Raw genomic sequence first — 16808 nt, 5'->3', positions numbered from 1 at the left:
ATTTTAATTCTTAAAAAAGGTAAGAAAAGCGTTTTTGGTACATTTTTTGTGATACATTGCTTATAAGCTTAACCTGCAAAAATGAAACGATATTTACCTATAATTTTTTTAATTTTTCTTTTTTCTTTAAGTGCTTGTGAACCTATATTTAATTGTATTATTGGCGTAAAACCTATATTACATAGCAAAACTTTGGACAATGGATTTATTGCTGAATATTATACCGAAGTTATTACTGCTAAAATTAAAAATAAAATTAATGATGATGATTTTAGTTATTCTTTCGATGTTTCTGGGTTACCAGTAGGTTTAAAATCTTCCAGTGAGGGACATAGAAAACTTATTTTGAAAGGAGTACCTAGAGAATCAGGTGAGTTTATTATAGAAGTTTTTGTAAATGTGAGGTCAGTAAACGGGGAAGATAAATTATGTAGAAATAGAGCTTCTAAATCTTATACTCTAACCATTAAATAAGGGGAGCTTATAGTGTGATTAAAAGGCATTAGCTCATATACGTTAGTCTGTTATAACTCCTATATAGTAGTCTGGATAATCATATTCTATGTATTAACAGTGCTAGTATAGAATTTAGAGCTTTTAATGATTATAAACTTTAAAATATTTTTCGGCATATTATTTGATATCTATTGTTTTTAAACCTAGAATTATGAAACGATATTTACTTATAATTTTTTTAATTCCTCTTTTTTCTTTGAGTGGCTGTGATGATTTATTAGATTGTATTATTAATGTAAAGCCAGAATTGCATGCTAAAACTTTGGCTGTTGGATTTGTTAATGAGTACTATTCAGAAATTATTACTGCAGAAATTAAAAACGAGCCCAATGATAATGATTACGATTATTATTTCGATGTTTCGGGCAGGTTGCCAGAAGGCATAGACGTTTTCTACAATAGACATAGAGAAGTAGTTTTTAAAGGTGTACCTAAGGAATCGGGGCGATTTAATATTAAAGTCTATTTAGAAGTGATACCTCATTATAACGAGTTTGGAAGAAGTAATGGACCGCTATGTTCCGACGACACTTCTAGGGACTATGTGATAGCCATTAAATAAAAATAGTTTTTTTATTATTGATTTATTAAGCCTAAGAGCTGTTTTTCGAATTTTACAGAAAAAATATTCGTATTGTTATTCACTATTTTTTTATCTTGATCAACGATTATGGCCTTTGTCATAGGGTGAATGGCCAGAGTTTTGGTAGCTTCTTTGGGGTTTTTAAATATATATTCATTATGGCAAGAAAATTTATTTCTTTTTAATGATTTTTTAGATTTCTCTAGCCCATAATCATCAATATTGATAGTAATAAAAACAACTTCAGGATACTTTACCTTTAGTTTTTTTATCTCTTTATGACTATCTTTAAAATGTTCATGGTAAGTATGAGACCAAAAGCTTATAACCGTGGGAGCATCTATAATTGTACCTATGTCAACTTCTGCATTTTCATGATTAACGAGTGCAATATTGGGAATGTTAGAACCAATTTTCAACGCGTTTAATGAGTTTGTAAAGCTTATCATCTTCTGTTTTCTTTTTTCATCTTTGGCTTTACTTAAATAAGATTTTAAAACAATATTATTATTCTCTACATGCTTGTTTTTTGATACATAATTCATAGTTAGATCATAAAGCAAACCGTCTTTTATAGAAGTATTTGTTACTAAGCTATCAATAAGTTTTAATTTATCTAGATTATAGCACAACGAATACCTGTTAAAATGTTTGTTTTTAGAATGAACGTAGTGTTCTTTCAAAGAAATATTACTGAAGGTGTATTTTAAAAACTTATTGTATTTATAGTAATGAATAGATAAGTCATCATTGTAATTGATATCTTTTCTGTAACTATAAAAATCTTCTGGGAGCGATTTTAGAATATCTCCTTTATTTTTACCATAATGAACAAACGGATATACTTCTTTACTAGAATAATAATCATAATCTATATTGGCTCGTGCAATTTTTTCGAATAGAGGGGAGGTTTCATACTTTTTTTTAAAGGTTTCAAATTTTTTAACCTTTAAGGTTTTTAATGAATCTATATGGTTTTGATAAACCATAGGGGTTAATTGACACAGTTTAAAAATATGTTTTTCCTCAATTTCATTTTCTAAAAACTCATTTATTAAATAGTTATTTTTTTTAGCCCCTTTACCTGTAAAAACAAGTGATTCATCAAAATCTAAAGTATTTAGCCTAAAAAGAACACTATCTTTTGGCTCTAATAATATCATTTGATACTCATAACCATGTCTAAATGAATATAAACCTTCTTCAAGATCATGGATCTTGTATAAAAATCTGTTTCTATTATCTAGTTTTATAGTATCTATAGTCTCTTCAAGCTTTAATAATACGACATAATTAGCAGTTGGATTAATAATTTCGCCACCAATGTATGCGTAATTATATTCCGCTTCACTTTTATTTTTACAGCCTAAAAGTGTTAATAGTGTTAATATTATCGAAAAGTATAACTTCATAAAATCCCCCTAATAGTATTAAATAATACAAATTATTGTACAAAAATATGTGTTGTATTTATAAAGTGCTGTTAATGCGTTGTTAAATATTACTATAGCTGAATAAAAGGAAACTTTTTTATTAAAAAAGAACATAGCTAAGTTTCTTTGTAACCTTTGAATTTTCTACTTTTGCAAAAACTTACAGATTAAGGCTTATGTCAAGGAGTAAATCTTATCATTTTAGTAAGTTTATAAAGCCCTGATTTATTAAATTAAATATCTGAGTAAATAAAAATAACGCTATATGCTATCAGTATCAAATCTTTCAGTTCAATTTGGAAAACGCATTCTTTTTGATGAAGTTAATACGACCTTTAATAATGGTAATTGCTACGGAATTATTGGTGCCAATGGTTCAGGAAAGTCAACATTTTTAAAAATACTTTCTGGTAAGCAAGAAGCTACATCTGGTCATGTTTCCTTAGAATCAGGAAAACGCATGTCTGTGTTAGAACAGAATCATAATTTGTATGACGAACACACTGTTTTAGAAACTGTTTTAATGGGTAATAAACCTTTGTTTAAGATAAAATCTGAAATGGATGCGCTCTATGCCGATTATTCGGACGAAAATGCTGAAAAAATAGGTGAGCTTCAAGTGCAATTTGAAGAAATGAATGGCTGGAATGCAGATAGTGATGCGGCTGCTATGTTATCTAACTTGGGTATAAAGGAAGAATTTCATTACACATTAATGAGTGATTTGGATGGAAAACAAAAAGTACGTGTTTTGTTAGCACAGGCGTTGTTTGGGAATCCAGATGTCTTAATTATGGATGAGCCAACTAATGACTTGGATTATGAAACTATTGCATGGCTTGAAAATTTCTTGGCAAACTATGACAATTGCGTTATAGTTGTATCACACGACCGTCACTTTTTAGATGCTGTGTGTACTCATATTTCTGATATAGATTTTGGAAAAATAAATCACTTTTCGGGTAACTATACTTTTTGGTATGAATCATCACAGTTAGCAGCTCGTCAACGTGCGCAGCAAAATAAAAAGGCTGAAGAAAAGAAAAAAGAATTAGAAGAATTTATCAGACGTTTTTCTGCCAACGTAGCAAAAAGTAAACAGGCAACTAGTAGAAAAAAGATGATTGATAAGCTAAATATTAATGATATAAAACCTACTTCACGTCGTTATCCTGCAATTATTTTTGAGCGTGACAGAGAGGCTGGAGATCAGATTTTAAATATTGAAGGTTTGGCGGCATCTGCAGATGGAGATACTTTGTTTAAGAATATAGATTTAAATCTGGCAAAAGGTGATAAAGTTGTAGTTTTTTCTAGAGATTCCAGAGCAACAACAGCTTTTTATCAAATATTAAATGATAGAGAGAAGGCAGACGCAGGTAAATTTGCCTGGGGAATTACAACAACGCAGTCTTATTTACCATTAGATAATAGCGAATTTTTTAATAATGATTTAAATTTAATTGATTGGTTGCGTCAGTGGGCACAAACAGAGGAGGAGAGAGAAGAGGTTAATATCCGTGGTTTTTTGGGAAAAATGATTTTTAGTGGGGAGGAAGCCTTTAAAAAATCATCTGTATTATCTGGAGGAGAGAAAGTACGTTGTATGCTATCTAGAATGATGATGACAAGAGCTAATGTGCTTCAATTAGATGAACCTACAAACCATTTAGACTTAGAGAGTATCACGGCTTTTAATAATTCACTTAAAAACTTTAAAGGAACGATCTTATTCACGACGCACGATCATGAATTTGCGCAAACTGTGGCCAATAGAGTGGTAGAGCTAACACCAAATGGTATTATTGATAGATACACAACATTCGATGAATACATGCAGGATGCTAAAATTAAAGAATTGCGCAACAAAATGTATTCGGTTACAGCTTAACGGATACTATTTATAATTTATGGATAGTATTATCCTAAAGAATAGATAGTGCTATTGTTGAATTTGGGCTTATAAGCTTTGCCCTATTTTATCTGTTAAACTGAAGTTGTAAATTTTAATGTGCCCGATAGGATCTTTAAATACGGAAGCTGGATAATATCTATCGTATTTATTCTAAGAGCTATTGGTGAATTTAAATATATTGGTTTTTTCAAAAAAATAAAAACATACGCCTTTTGGGAAGCTAGACACAAAATTTTACTCGCCTTTATGCGCTTCGATTAGCATTATTGTTATTTAATAGAAAAGAATTCTCCGAGACTCTGCCTCGAGGATAGTTCGTTTTAAGAAATTCTTTATTAGAAATTTTGTAATCCTGTTATACCTTAGAACTCAGAGTTTATGCTTTCAACAATAGGAACAGCCATGTCAAGCTCATCTTTATTCACAAAAACTTCTTGGAAACCTGGCAATATACCAGCAGCATAACCACTTAAGCGTGCAGATTCGGCTGGGTCTTTAATAATAGCATTAATATTAATAGCTTTTAACTCACTAATAATGCGTTGAACAATCATAAAATTTCCTGTAAATATTTTTATATAATTAGAATCTTTCATAAAGAATGGATTTATAGGTGCATTTTAAAGTTACGAAATTTTAAATTAAAATCCCAGAAATAATGGGGTTTTAATTTTTAATTTACCTATAGATTTTGCATGTACAAATAGGAATATTTATGTAGAAAAGAAAGTAACTAAAATGTGCCTGCAATCCCAATTTTATTTCCAGTAAAGCGAAATCTCCAGGAAATACGATTCTTTTCTTTTGCAGTGCCATGATATGCCTTTGTGTTGAATAAGAACTTATCTACAGCATCTACAACAGCAATACTTAGAACAGCTCCCATGGCAACATCTGTAAGCCAGTGGACGCCTGAAAATAGTCTTGAAACTGGTGCTATTGAACCTAATGTATATATTCCAGCTTTGTGCCATACATTATCAAATTGCTTAGCAATAGCATGGGCCATTGTTATAGATAAAACAGTATGTCCAGATGGAAATGAATGAAATTGCGCTTCTTTTGACCAAAACCTGAATTCTGTGCTTTTATAACCGTTTCCTGGGCGAGCCCTACCAAAAGCCGTTTTACTTAGGCTTTGTATGACACCTGTGGTAAATGAAGATGAAATTATTAAAACACTCGTCTTCCTAATCTTTTCATTTTTTGTAAATAGTCCAAAGCCATAAAGCCCAGCATTCGCAATAAAATAAACTTGTGGGCTTCCAAACCGAGTGCCTGCTTCTTGAAATATGTTTGGCACATCTGGTTCTTGGCGAATAAAGAAAGTACTACCTTCATCATCTATAGTAGAAAGTGCAAAGGCTCCAAGAGCTACAGTGCCTATAGTTGCAAAGTCCTTCTTTTTCCAATGAAAAGGTCTTGTAAAAGTATGCTTTATACCTAAAAGAGTTTGTTTAGCATCGTAGGCTGCTAATTGACCTATGGAAGACGTATCTTTAGATTTTTCTAATTCTAAGGTTGTTTCTTGCGCACTCAATTCGAGAGAGGCCAGAAATATAACTATTAGAAAGAAAACCTTTTGTAACATACCATATTATCATCTTAGTTCCGCACCAAGTTGCTTCTTAAAGTTACCTTGTAGCTTATCCATTACTTTGTCTATTTGCTTATCGGTAAGGGTTTTGTTTTCGTCTTGAAATGTAAAGCTAACGGCGTAACTCTTTTTCCCTTTCGGCAAGTTCTTGCCTTGATAAACATCAAATAAATTAATATCTTTTAATAGCTTTTTCTCACTTTGTCTTGCAATTTTATAAATAGATTCAAAAGTAACTTCATCATCTAATAATAAAGCAAAATCACGTCGTACTTCTGGATATTTTGGAATGGGCTTAAACTTAATTTTGTTATGTTTCACTAAATCTAGAATAGCATCCCAATTAAAATTTGCGAAAAGTACATCTTGAGAAATATCAAAATGCTTTAATATCGGTTTTTTTATTAATCCAAAATCAACCAATTTGGTTTTTCCTTGATTAAGTTCTAATCCTTCACTAAAAAAATCATTTGCAACAGGTGTTTCATTGAATCTTGAAATACCTAATCGTTGCAACACAGCGATAATATAGCCCTTAATTAAAAAGAAATCACTTTTTTTGTTTGGACTATGCCAATTTTCTGATTTTTGGCTCCCAGTTACAAAAAGCGATAAATGCTTGAATTCTTCTCTTTGATCACCAAAATCATGATAGGTTTTGCCGTATTCAAACAATTTTAAATCTGCTCGCTTTCTGTTGATGTTAAAAGAGATAGCTTCTAAACCAGAAAACAATAGTGATTGTCTTAAAACAGACAGATCATTACTTAAAGCATTTAGGATATTAACATGGTACGCTTCCTTTAATTGTTCACTTAAGGATGTATAATTAGGAGTTGTTAATGAATTAGAAAGAATTTCATAGAACCCTTGCGAAACCAATTGATTTCCTATAACGTTTTGTATTTTATAATCTTCAAATTTTGATACACCAGAAATGGAAGCGTTTAACTTTTTGGTCGTTTTAATATTATTGTAACCATATACACGCAATACCTCTTCTATAATATCTGCTTCCCTTTGTACGTCATTTCTATAAGCAGGAACGGTTAAACCAAGACCAGCTTCGGTAACATTATTTACTTTAATGTCTAATGACGATAATATACGTTTAATGATTTCTTTTGGGATCTCTTCTCCAATAAGTTTTTTTGCATTCTCGAAACTTAATCTAACCTCAAAATCTTTAATTTTATTCGGATAAAGATCAACCAAGTCACTAGTAATTTCACCACCTGCTATTTCTTGAATTAATAATGCGGCACGTTTTAATGCATATTCCGTAATGTTAGGGTCTATGCCACGCTCGAATCTAAAAGAAGCATCCGTATTTAATCCGTGTCTTTTAGCAGATTTACGAATACTAACAGGGTTGAAATAAGCACTTTCTAAAAAGATGCTAGTTGTGGTTTCTGTGACTCCAGAACCAATGCCGCCGAAAACACCAGCAATACACATTGGTTTTTCGGCATCACAGATCATTAAATCGTCTTCGTGCAATTCACGCTCTATACCATCTAAAGTTGTGAATTTGGTGCCTTTTCCCAATGTTTTTACTTCAACTTTATTACCTGCAATTTTTACGGCATCAAAGGCATGCAAGGGTTGTCCTAACTCATGCAATACATAATTTGTAGCATCGACGATATTGTTTATGGGGCTTAAACCAATAGCTTTTAATCGGTGTTGTAACCAGCTGGGGGACTCTTTAACTTTTAGTCCAGATATGGTAACACCACAGTAGCGGGGTGCTAGATCTTTGTTTTTTACGTCTATATCAATTTTCAGGGTGCGGTTATCTATACGAAATGCGCTTACCGAAGGAGTAATAAGTTCTAAATTAATATCTTTTTGTAATAAACCAGCTTTTAAGTCGCGAGCCGTACCTAAATGGCTCATGGCATCAGCTCTATTAGGGGTTAGGCCAATTTCGAACACTTGATCGTTTTCAATTTCAAAAATATCTGAAGCCAGCGTTCCAACTTTAACGGTGTTTTTTAGAACCATAATACCGTCGTGCGATTTTCCTAAGCCAAGCTCATCTTCGGCACAAATCATTCCATGACTTTCCTCACCTCGTATTTTTCCTTTTTTTATGGTCCAGGATTCCCCTTCTTCTGTATACAAAGTAGTACCAATGGTAGCAACAGGTACTTTTTGACCAGCAGCCACGTTTGGAGCACCACAAACTATTTGCAAAGGCGCATCACCACCTATATTTACTGTGGTAATTTTTAGCTTATCTGCATTCGGGTGCTTTATACAAGTTAAAACCTCCCCAACAACAACACCTTCCAGCCCTCCTTTAACAGACTGATAGCTTTCAATACCTTCAACTTCAAGTCCTAAATCTGTAAGTAATTCGCTAGTTTGTTCGGGTGTCCATTCCGTTTTTAAAAACTGCTTTAGCCAGTTGTAAGAAATTTTCATAAAAAAATTGCTATTTTAAGAGTGCAAAGATAAAATATTGAAGCTAGCATTCAAACATTGCTCGTAATTTGTAAGCTTAAAAAGCAGAATTATTATCTTTTATTTGTTGGTAATATGTTGTTATTTCGAATAATGTAATTCAAATGATCTTTATATGAGATATATGGCCATCGGGTTATTAGCTTTTTTAGTTTTTGCCTGCACACAAAAGGTTAAAATAAATAAATTAGAGAAGGGAAGGTACCGTGCTTTACTAAAAGTAAATGAAGTTGAAGATTTACCGTTTAATTTTGAAGTGATTTCTGAAAACAAGCTATATATTTTCAATGCTGATGAAGTCATTGAAGTTGATGCCATTACTTATAAAAAGGACTCGGTCTATATAAAAATGCCTATTTTTGAAGGGTACTTAGTAGCTAAAATAAAAAAGGATAAGCTTTTAGGAAGTTTTGTAAAAACAGAACTGAATAGAAAGATGTTATTTTCTGCAGAAAAGAATGCGGTAAGATTTACCGTAGAAGAAAGTGCTAAGCATGATATTTCTGGTAGTTGGGAAACTGTTTTTAGTCCAGATTCAGAAGAAGACAAATATTTTTCAAAGGGTATTTTTAGTCAGGAACAAGATATAGTTACAGGAACTTTTAGAACAACAACGGGCGATTATCGTTATTTAGAAGGGGTTATGGACGGTAACCAGCTTAAACTGTCAACTTTTGACGGAGCACATGCTTTTTTATTCACTGCTACGGTGACTGATAGTACGATGCTTGGCACTTTTTACTCTGGAAATCATTTTCAAGAGTCTTTTGTTGCTAAACGTAATGCTATTTATGAATTGCCAGATGCAGATAGTCTTACTTTTTTAAAAGAAGGTTATGACAAATTAGAATTTTCATTCCCTGATGAAAATGGAGAAATGGTTTCTTTACATGATACTCGTTTTAAGGATAAAGTTGTTTTGGTACAGATTATGGGAACTTGGTGTCCAAATTGTTTGGACGAGAGTAAATTTTATTCAGAATTTTATAAAAACAATCAAGATAAAGATCTAGAGATAGTAGCTTTGGCTTTTGAGTATGTAAAAACCGAAGAAACAGCTTTTAAAAACATCAAACGTTTAAAGGATAAAACAGGTATTACTTACCCAGTTTTGTTAGCGCAGTACGGTTCTGCCAGTAAAGTTAAGGCGCAAGAAAAGCTACCTATGCTGAATCATGTGCTGTCCTATCCAACGACTATTTTTATTGATAAAAAAGATGTAGTTAGGAAGATTCATACTGGTTTTAATGGTCCGGCTACAGGAGAGAAATACCAGGTTTTTAAAAAGGAGTTTGAGGCATTTGTTAATGAGTTGCTTAGCGAATAATTGAGAAGGCATAATACCTTGGCTGTATTTGTTTTCTAAGTTTTATGAAGTCCTATTATTTTTTTAGCGTAAAAAGTTATGTAAAAGTTAAAAAACGAATAAGTGTTTTTAGTTAGTAGCTTGATCGCATTGAGAGACGTGGAAAATTGCTTTGTTTTCCCCCTTTGTTTGTATAGCCTTACTAATACAATTTACAACGTCTATGGTTTTATATTGTAGTGTTTTTTAACATCTTTATTGCCATAGTTGTTTCTTTTACAAGAATTTGTAATGTATTCATAAACTAAAAAATAATATGTTTTTTAGGAGCAATGGCTTCAAAAAATCGACCAAAATGTAACCAATAAAACATCTTAATTTCGAATAAAATATGCTAAAATTTTTATTTATAGTGTATTTTGTCGATAAAATTTGCATTTCATGGATTATAATTGTAGGTTTGGAGCGTGCTATTATTAACAATTATTTAACATGAAAAATTATTTAACAATATTTTGGGTCTTTTTTTTGCTAATTTATAGTGCAAATGCTCAGCAGGAAGAAGAAATAATAACAAAGAATGAATGGTTAAAGCATTGGACGGACTTTAAGCCAAATTTAACCGAGAATAATGAGCCTTCTCAGATATTAGCAGGTGAAATTGCTGAAGATCTAACGCTTTCTAAAAGAGAAACGTATTTATTGTTAGGCCATGTTTTTGTAAAAGAAGGTGTTACACTAACTATAGAACCTGGTACAGTAATAATTGGAGATTATAAAACAAAAGGATCTTTAACGATAGCTAAAGGGGGAACTATCATTGCTGATGGTTTAGAAACAGACCCTATCGTTTTTACATCAAATAGAAGTGTTAAAAAAGCTGGAGATTGGGGAGGTATTGTTTTATTAGGAGATGGGCCTTCAAATAGGTTTGGAAGAGCTTCTGTTTCTTCCCTTTATTCGGAATTAGACCCTAAACTTTATAAGAACACCAATTATGGAGGCGAAAATGTTGTAAGTAACTCTGGTATATTAAAATTTGTAAGAATAGAATATGCAGGTAAAAAGGAGTACTCATCTAGTGGTAGTTTTAGTGGTTTATTATTAGCAGGTGTAGGTAGTGAAACTATTATAGAAAACGTAATGGTAAGTTATTCTGCTGGAGATTCTTTTAAAATTTGGGGTGGAGAAGTCAATTTAAAAAATATGGTTTCTTATAAGTCTAGTGGAAATGATTTTAGTCTTAATTTTGGTGCTAAATCGAAGTTGGATAATTCATTATCTATTAGATTTCCTTACACGTCCAACAGTAGAGGGGCAAGATGTATAAACTTAAAATCTTATGATAAAAAAGAAGATGTCGATTTTTCTAAAAAAGGAACAAGTTTAGTTGCTGAAAATCTGAAATTAATCAATTATAGTAGAGATTTAGAATTTGATATTCAAGCTGGGTTGATAAAGGAGGGTGTTTATGTGGGACATCATACTTTACTTAACATAAAGAATAGTATGATTTCTGGTTTTAAACCTGCAGTTATATTTGAGGGAAAAATCCAGGCGAATCAAGAAAATTTAGAGAAAATTAAAATTACTGATGTACATTTCAAAAATTGTTTAGGGTATGTGTTATCAAAAGACAGTGGTAACAATGCGGCCTTGGAAAATTGGTATTCTAGCAAAGAATTTTTAAACATGTTTTCTAAGGGTAATCAGTTAAAAATACTTATTGCAGATGCTAAAAAAGTAGAATTGGAGAATAAAAAAGCTAAAAAGAATGCTGTAATAGATAAAAATGTTGCTATGCCTTTTGACCTTGTTGAAAAAGCGCCTACATTACCAGGGTGTGAAAGGGCAACAAAAGAAGAATCAAAGGAATGTTTTAAAAAGAAAATGCGATCTCATATAGCCAAAAATTTTCATTATCCAGAAGAAGCGCAGCAAAATAATATAGAGGGACGTGTTTTAGTTTTATTTAATATAGATTCTAATGGTAATGTCAGCAAAATCCAATCAAGAGGGCCGGATAAAAGTTTACAAGAAGAAGCTGAGCGTATTATTAAATTATTGCCTAAAATGCGCCCTGGTGAAAAACAAGGACAGCCAGTTACGGTAGCTTACGGGATTCCTATCGCTTTTAAGAGTTTGTAAGGCTTATAGTATAGCTTTCTTAGAATGATTTATTTTCAATTGCATTTGTTATTTCGATATAAAACCATTTATATTTAATTCTAACACGAGATCTGTGCAGGTGGCTTTTTATAAGTACATATAACTAAAAATAGTAAAAGGGGGGGAGCATAGATATGTTTTTTTATTAACTATTTGAATATGATGTTAAATAGAATTTAGCTTTAAAATTTAAATATATTATATCCACAAAAAAATCTTGACCGTTTATAAATTATTAATCATCAAATTATAATCATATTGCAAATCTTCATGCAATTTTGAGATGATTTTTTTAGAAAGTAACAACTGTCTGTTATACATGTTTTGTAGTTGGACACTTTTGTTAATGCTAGGCGTGAAATCTTTTAATTTCTGGCAGAAGTAGAGAAGGAGTTCCACTTCTGTTTCTTTGTTTTGCGAATAGCGAATGTATTTTTTAATGTTTCTTAAAATTTTCCGAACACTTTTTCTAATATAAAAATAACTATCTCTGTTAATCGATTCAAATGCTTCGTCTATATAGCTTTTTATACTTTCAATATAGCCAGATTCATTATGGGACTCAAAGAGTAAATAGGTTAGAAGCTCTTTGTTTTCCTTTTTAAACCGTGATAGGCGTAGGCAAAGCTCTTGAATCTCTTGTGTTGAAAGCGTATTTAATTCTTGCTTAATTTCTCTTAATGTTACCGCTTTCATTTTAGTGTCCTTTTAATAAGTTGATGCTTACTGTAGCTAATTCGTTATTGGGAAATGTTGTAAAATAATTAAGGTCTGGTTTTAGGCCAGCTTCTGTAGCCACTTTATTAAAAATGTCTACTTCCAGAATATATTGATCGCTATAACCATGTGTGGCATCATAAGCTGTGGCAGCTGTTTTTCCCAAATTATTGGCAGTCAATTTCGGACCTATAGTGTGTAATTCTATAATTAACAGACCAAATCGTTCTACATAGGGTTTCCATTTTTGTAAATGTTCCAGTAAAGAACTTTCTACTAAATTATTGCCAATACGCTTGCCTTCAAAGCTATAAGCTCCTGTAGAGTAGCTTATTCTGCCTGAATTTTGCTTTGGAGATTCCCATATGCGGTTATGGTCTAAAAAGGTTCTAACGTTTAATAAATCTTTTAAATCGATATTATAGTCTTCTTTTAAATCTTTTGCCAGTAAATCGGGTCTGCCAATGTTGCCCCAAATGACCTTTGCCCAAATATCTGCTTTAATTAAATTTGCTCTGGTTACCTTTAAGGCGGCTTGATTAAAATCAGCACCAACTAGTAATAGTGGATATTCATCAAGCACTTTACCTCTTGATGTTTTAAATTCGATAACATCAAAAATATGCTGGATAAAAGCCCCATTACCACAGCCCATATCTAAAATTCCCTTAGGCTGTTCGTCAATGGGTTTATTGAACAACTCAATAATAACATCATCTATTATTTTAAAGTAGGTTGCATGTGCACCACCGCTTCCCCAAACATTCATTTCTCTATCTACGTGTTTTTCTTTTTCATCTTGCGAACTTGTTTTTAGCACTAATGGGTTTCCAAAAATAAGTTCATCTAATTTCATAAATGTTGGTAAGTATGAAACCGTAACGCCGTATGCACTGGCTCGTTTTGCAAAAAATAACCCTTTGTCGGTAAACCGATATGTGTCTTTCTTTTTGGTAAACCAACCTAGGTGCGATAAAAAATCAAGTATTTTTTTGAAACTTTCAGGGTTTTTATGATATTCTTCAGCCCTAAAAGAGGCTTCCATGAAGTATTTATGGAAAAAACCATTAAGGCCTAATAACACGATGATAGGTGCTGCTATAACACCTTCTATATGTTTTAGTACCTGGTGTTCAATAGCGTTGGTTTTGGCTGTAGAAAGCCCGAAATTTTGTTTATATTTTATAAATATTTTTTCTAACACATTGAAAGCATCAGGGCCAATACCTTCTTCTGGAAATTTAACCGAGTAGTTTAATAAACTAACAGCATCAGTATAAATAGGGGTTAACTTAAAAGCCCTTTCACTTTTTGGATTGGTTTCGTAATGAACTGTGTTGTTGGAGGTGTTAATATGCATGTTCAGCCAGCCTTGAGAGGATAGTACACGCAAGCCTACATTAAGGTAGCCTTCGTTTGCATTAAATGTTTTAGACAGATTTTCTATACTAGATTTTTTATGGCTCAACAAATATTGGAGCACTCCTTTTTTGTGAAGCGAATAAGCAGTAGTTGCTGTAGCTATGCCATCCAGATGTCTAAAAATAGTGCTTCTAAATTGCTCTTTGTCTAGCTTTGTTAGCATATGATAGGTTATTTGGTCTATAATATAAATATAAAAAGAAAAACCCTACCAATTTAAATAGGAAGGGCTTTTAAGAATATTTTGTTTTTTGAGCTATCTAAGCTTTGGAAAATCTGTAGGGTTCAATTCATGCATCACATCATAAACAGCTTCAAAAATGTCTTCTGCCGAAGGTTTTGAAAAATAGTCACCATCATTTCCATAAGCAGGTCTATGCGCCTTTGCAGTAAGTGTTTTTGGTTGACTATCTAGGTATTGATAGGCATTTTGAATGTTTAATATTTCGTTTAAAATGTATGCAGAAGCACCACCTGGGACATCTTCATCGATAATCATAACACGATTTGTTTTTGCTACGCTCTTTACGATGTCATGATTTAAATCAAAAGGTAACAAAGATTGTACATCTATAATTTCTACATCGATACCAATTGCTAAAAGATCTTTTGCTGTTTGTTCGACTATGCGTAAGGTAGACCCGTAAGATACTAAGGTGATATCTGTACCTTCCTTAACGGTCTCAACAACACCAATAGGTGTTTTAATAGCGTTTAAGTTGTTAGGCATCTTTTCTTTTAGTCTGTATCCGTTAAGGCATTCAATAACAATAGCTGGGTCGTCACCTTGTAAAAGCGTATTATAAAAACCAGCAGCTTTGGTCATATTTCGTGGCACTAAAACATGTACGCCTCTTACTAAGTTTAAAATACCACCCATTTGAGAGCCAGAATGCCAGATACCTTCAAGTCTATGCCCTCTGGTTCTTATTATTAAAGGCGCTTTTTGTTTGCCTTTTGTTCTGTAGTGTAAGGTTGCTAAATCATCACTAATAATTTGAAGTGCATATAAAATATAGTCCAGATATTGAATCTCGGCAATAGGTCTCAAGCCACGTAATGACATGCCTATCCCTTGCCCAATAATGGTTGCTTCTCGTATACCAGCATCAGCAATGCGCAATTCCCCATGTTTTTCTTGTAAGCCTTCCAATCCCTGATTTACATCACCAATATTACCTGTATCTTCTCCAAAAACCAATGCTTCTGGGTGATTACTAAAAATAATATCAAAATTATCCCGTAGAATGATACGGGCATCAACCTGAGTTGCATCATTGTCGTAAGTGGGCTTTACTTCTTTTACCAGAATGTTCGATCTGTCAGTTTCAGAATACAGATGAGAACTGAAATCGGGTTGGATCTTTTCAAAAATGTTGTTAATCCAATCGCTAAGTTGCTGCTTTTCCTTAGAAGATTCTCCTATAACATACCTTAAGGCTTTTCTTGCGTTCGATAGGATGTCTTTTCTGGTTGGTTCATCGATGCGGGTAAGCTCATCTTTTATTTTAGAAATGAATGCCTTATTAGGGCTAGATGAAGCGACCTGCGTTAATAGGGAAATTAACTCTTGTTTATCTTTTATGATAGGTTTTAAAAAAGTATTCCATGCTTTCTTTTTAGCTTCTCGAACATCTCTTTTAATGGTTCTTTCTATATCGGTAAGCGTTTCATTGGTAGCTATACCGCTTTCTATTATCCATTCACGAAATTTTAAGTTACAATCGTGTTGGATTTCCCATTTTAAGCGTTCTGCTGTTTTGTATCTTTCATGAGAGCCTGAAGTCGAATGCCCTTGTGGTTGTGTTAGTTCTAATACATGAATTAGTACTGGTACGTGTTCTTCTCTGGCTATATTAGAAGCTTCTTGGTATGTTTCTATAAGATTTGCATAATCCCAACCTTTTACACGTAAAATCTCATAACCTTTATGTTTGTCATCTCTCTGAAACCCTTTCAAAATCTCAGATATATCTTCTTTGGTTGTCTGGTGCTTTGCATGTACAGAAATGCCATATTCGTCATCCCATATGCTTATAACCATAGGTACTTGTAAAACACCAGCAGCATTAATGGTTTCAAAAAACAAACCTTCACTAGTACTTGCATTTCCTATAGTACCCCAAGCAACTTCATTTCCATTAATGGAGAAGTTATTAGCGTTAATGTTATCAACATTTCTAAAGATTTTTGAGGCTTGGGCTAAACCTAACAGGCGAGGCATCTGTCCTGCAGTAGGCGAAATGTCTGCACTTGAGTTGTACTGCTTGGTAAGGTCTTTCCAGCTACCATCTTCGTTTAAACTATGCGTTACAAAATGCCCGCCCATTTGACGACCAGCCGACATGGGTTCTAATTCTAAATTGGTGTTAGCATATAGACCAGCAAAAAATTGTTCAATAGTTAGTTCACCAATAGCCATCATAAATGTTTGATCTCTGTAGTAGCCAGATCTCCAATCACCTTTTAAAAAAGCTTTAGCCATGGCTAATTGCGGTACTTCTTTACCGTCTCCAAAAATTCCAAATTTGGCTTTTCCAGTTAAAACTTCACGCCTGCCAAGTAAACTACATTCACGACTTTTTATAGCGATTCTGTAGTCGTTTAGAACTTCTGCTTTAAAATCATCAAACGATATGTCGGTCTTCAAATTTGGAATGGTTTGCATTTAGCTGTGCTTT

General features: G+C 32.7%; 12 protein-coding genes and 1 pseudogene. 6 read left to right on the top strand and 7 right to left on the bottom strand.

Annotated features, from left to right (window positions below):
• Positions 1-81 precede the first annotated feature (81 nt).
• Together HHX25_RS20800 and HHX25_RS20795 are read left to right on the top strand one after the other, a co-directional pair.
• On the top strand, positions 82-474 hold the full coding sequence (locus HHX25_RS20800; protein WP_169677349.1) for a hypothetical protein: 393 nt from the start codon (positions 82-84) through the stop codon (positions 472-474).
• A gap of 193 nt (positions 475-667) precedes the next feature.
• Positions 668-1078, top strand: a complete 411-nt coding sequence (locus tag HHX25_RS20795) for a hypothetical protein (protein WP_169677348.1) — start codon at positions 668-670, stop codon at positions 1076-1078.
• A gap of 14 nt (positions 1079-1092) precedes the next feature.
• On the opposite strand, the gene HHX25_RS20790 is transcribed toward HHX25_RS20795, so the two are convergent.
• Complete coding sequence (locus tag HHX25_RS20790) at positions 1093-2511, bottom strand: TlpA family protein disulfide reductase (protein WP_169677347.1); 1419 nt, start codon at positions 2509-2511, stop codon at positions 1093-1095.
• Between the two features lie 286 nt (positions 2512-2797).
• Between HHX25_RS20790 and HHX25_RS20785 the strand changes: the two genes are divergently transcribed.
• Together HHX25_RS20785 and HHX25_RS21560 are read left to right on the top strand one after the other, a co-directional pair.
• Entirely contained in the window at positions 2798-4423 is a 1626-nt protein-coding gene (locus HHX25_RS20785) for an ABC-F family ATP-binding cassette domain-containing protein (protein ID WP_169677346.1), read from the top strand.
• A 117-nt stretch (positions 4424-4540) separates the two neighbouring features.
• Positions 4541-4708 (top strand): annotated as a pseudogene (locus HHX25_RS21560) (DUF3995 domain-containing protein); the annotation flags it as partial.
• Between the two features lie 101 nt (positions 4709-4809).
• Here the strand turns inward: HHX25_RS21560 and HHX25_RS20775 are convergent.
• The 3 genes from HHX25_RS20775 to pheT form a co-directional block, all read right to left on the bottom strand.
• On the bottom strand, positions 4810-5043 hold the full coding sequence (locus HHX25_RS20775) for a putative signal transducing protein (protein ID WP_169677344.1): 234 nt from the start codon (positions 5041-5043) through the stop codon (positions 4810-4812).
• A gap of 137 nt (positions 5044-5180) precedes the next feature.
• Complete coding sequence (locus HHX25_RS20770; RefSeq protein WP_169677343.1) at positions 5181-5987, bottom strand: phosphatase PAP2 family protein; 807 nt, start codon at positions 5985-5987, stop codon at positions 5181-5183.
• A gap of 60 nt (positions 5988-6047) precedes the next feature.
• Positions 6048-8474, bottom strand: a complete 2427-nt coding sequence (gene pheT, locus HHX25_RS20765) for a phenylalanine--tRNA ligase subunit beta (RefSeq protein WP_169677342.1) — start codon at positions 8472-8474, stop codon at positions 6048-6050.
• A 154-nt stretch (positions 8475-8628) separates the two neighbouring features.
• On the opposite strand from pheT, the gene HHX25_RS20760 reads away from it, so the two are divergent.
• Positions 8629-9840 carry a TlpA disulfide reductase family protein gene (locus tag HHX25_RS20760; RefSeq protein ID WP_169677341.1) on the top strand — a complete coding sequence of 404 codons (1212 nt, stop codon included), beginning with the start codon at positions 8629-8631 and terminating at the stop codon, positions 9838-9840.
• Positions 9841-10311: 471 nt separating this feature from the next.
• The gene (locus HHX25_RS20755) at positions 10312-11967 is read left to right on the top strand and encodes an energy transducer TonB (RefSeq protein WP_169677340.1); all 1656 of its coding nucleotides are present in this window, start codon (positions 10312-10314) and stop codon (positions 11965-11967) included.
• 246 nt (positions 11968-12213) lie between these two features.
• On the opposite strand, the gene HHX25_RS20750 is transcribed toward HHX25_RS20755, so the two are convergent.
• The 3 genes from HHX25_RS20750 to HHX25_RS20740 form a co-directional block, all read right to left on the bottom strand.
• Positions 12214-12684 carry a hypothetical protein gene (locus tag HHX25_RS20750; RefSeq protein ID WP_169677339.1) on the bottom strand — a complete coding sequence of 157 codons (471 nt, stop codon included), beginning with the start codon at positions 12682-12684 and terminating at the stop codon, positions 12214-12216.
• Between the two features lies 1 nt (position 12685).
• On the bottom strand, positions 12686-14290 hold the full coding sequence (locus tag HHX25_RS20745; RefSeq protein ID WP_169677338.1) for a class I SAM-dependent methyltransferase: 1605 nt from the start codon (positions 14288-14290) through the stop codon (positions 12686-12688).
• Between the two features lie 93 nt (positions 14291-14383).
• Positions 14384-16795, bottom strand: a complete 2412-nt coding sequence (locus HHX25_RS20740) for an alpha-ketoacid dehydrogenase subunit alpha/beta (protein WP_169677337.1) — start codon at positions 16793-16795, stop codon at positions 14384-14386.
• Positions 16796-16808: the final 13 nt, after the last annotated feature.

This window comes from Flavivirga algicola (assembly GCF_012910715.1).
GTDB classification, from domain to species: Bacteria; Bacteroidota; Bacteroidia; order Flavobacteriales; family Flavobacteriaceae; genus Flavivirga; species Flavivirga algicola.
The sequence above is the reverse complement of the archived record's forward strand: the minus strand, read 5'-3'. Positions and strand labels throughout refer to the sequence as shown.

Excerpts from the sequence above, each read along its gene's own strand:
- pheT (WP_169677342.1), bottom strand. The coding sequence starts at position 8,474 with ATGAAAATTTCTTACAACTGGCTAAAGCAGTTTTTAAAAACGGAATGG.
- HHX25_RS20740 (WP_169677337.1), bottom strand. The coding sequence starts at position 16,795 with ATGCAAACCATTCCAAATTTGAAGACCGACATATCGTTTGATGATTTT.
- HHX25_RS20755 (WP_169677340.1), top strand. The coding sequence starts at position 10,312 with ATGAAAAATTATTTAACAATATTTTGGGTCTTTTTTTTGCTAATTTAT.
- HHX25_RS20750 (WP_169677339.1), bottom strand. The coding sequence starts at position 12,684 with ATGAAAGCGGTAACATTAAGAGAAATTAAGCAAGAATTAAATACGCTT.
- HHX25_RS20790 (WP_169677347.1), bottom strand. The coding sequence starts at position 2,511 with ATGAAGTTATACTTTTCGATAATATTAACACTATTAACACTTTTAGGC.
- HHX25_RS20775 (WP_169677344.1), bottom strand. The coding sequence starts at position 5,043 with ATGAAAGATTCTAATTATATAAAAATATTTACAGGAAATTTTATGATT.
- HHX25_RS20785 (WP_169677346.1), top strand. The coding sequence starts at position 2,798 with ATGCTATCAGTATCAAATCTTTCAGTTCAATTTGGAAAACGCATTCTT.
- HHX25_RS20760 (WP_169677341.1), top strand. The coding sequence starts at position 8,629 with ATGAGATATATGGCCATCGGGTTATTAGCTTTTTTAGTTTTTGCCTGC.
- HHX25_RS20745 (WP_169677338.1), bottom strand. The coding sequence starts at position 14,290 with ATGCTAACAAAGCTAGACAAAGAGCAATTTAGAAGCACTATTTTTAGA.
- HHX25_RS20800 (WP_169677349.1), top strand. The coding sequence starts at position 82 with ATGAAACGATATTTACCTATAATTTTTTTAATTTTTCTTTTTTCTTTA.
- HHX25_RS20795 (WP_169677348.1), top strand. The coding sequence starts at position 668 with ATGAAACGATATTTACTTATAATTTTTTTAATTCCTCTTTTTTCTTTG.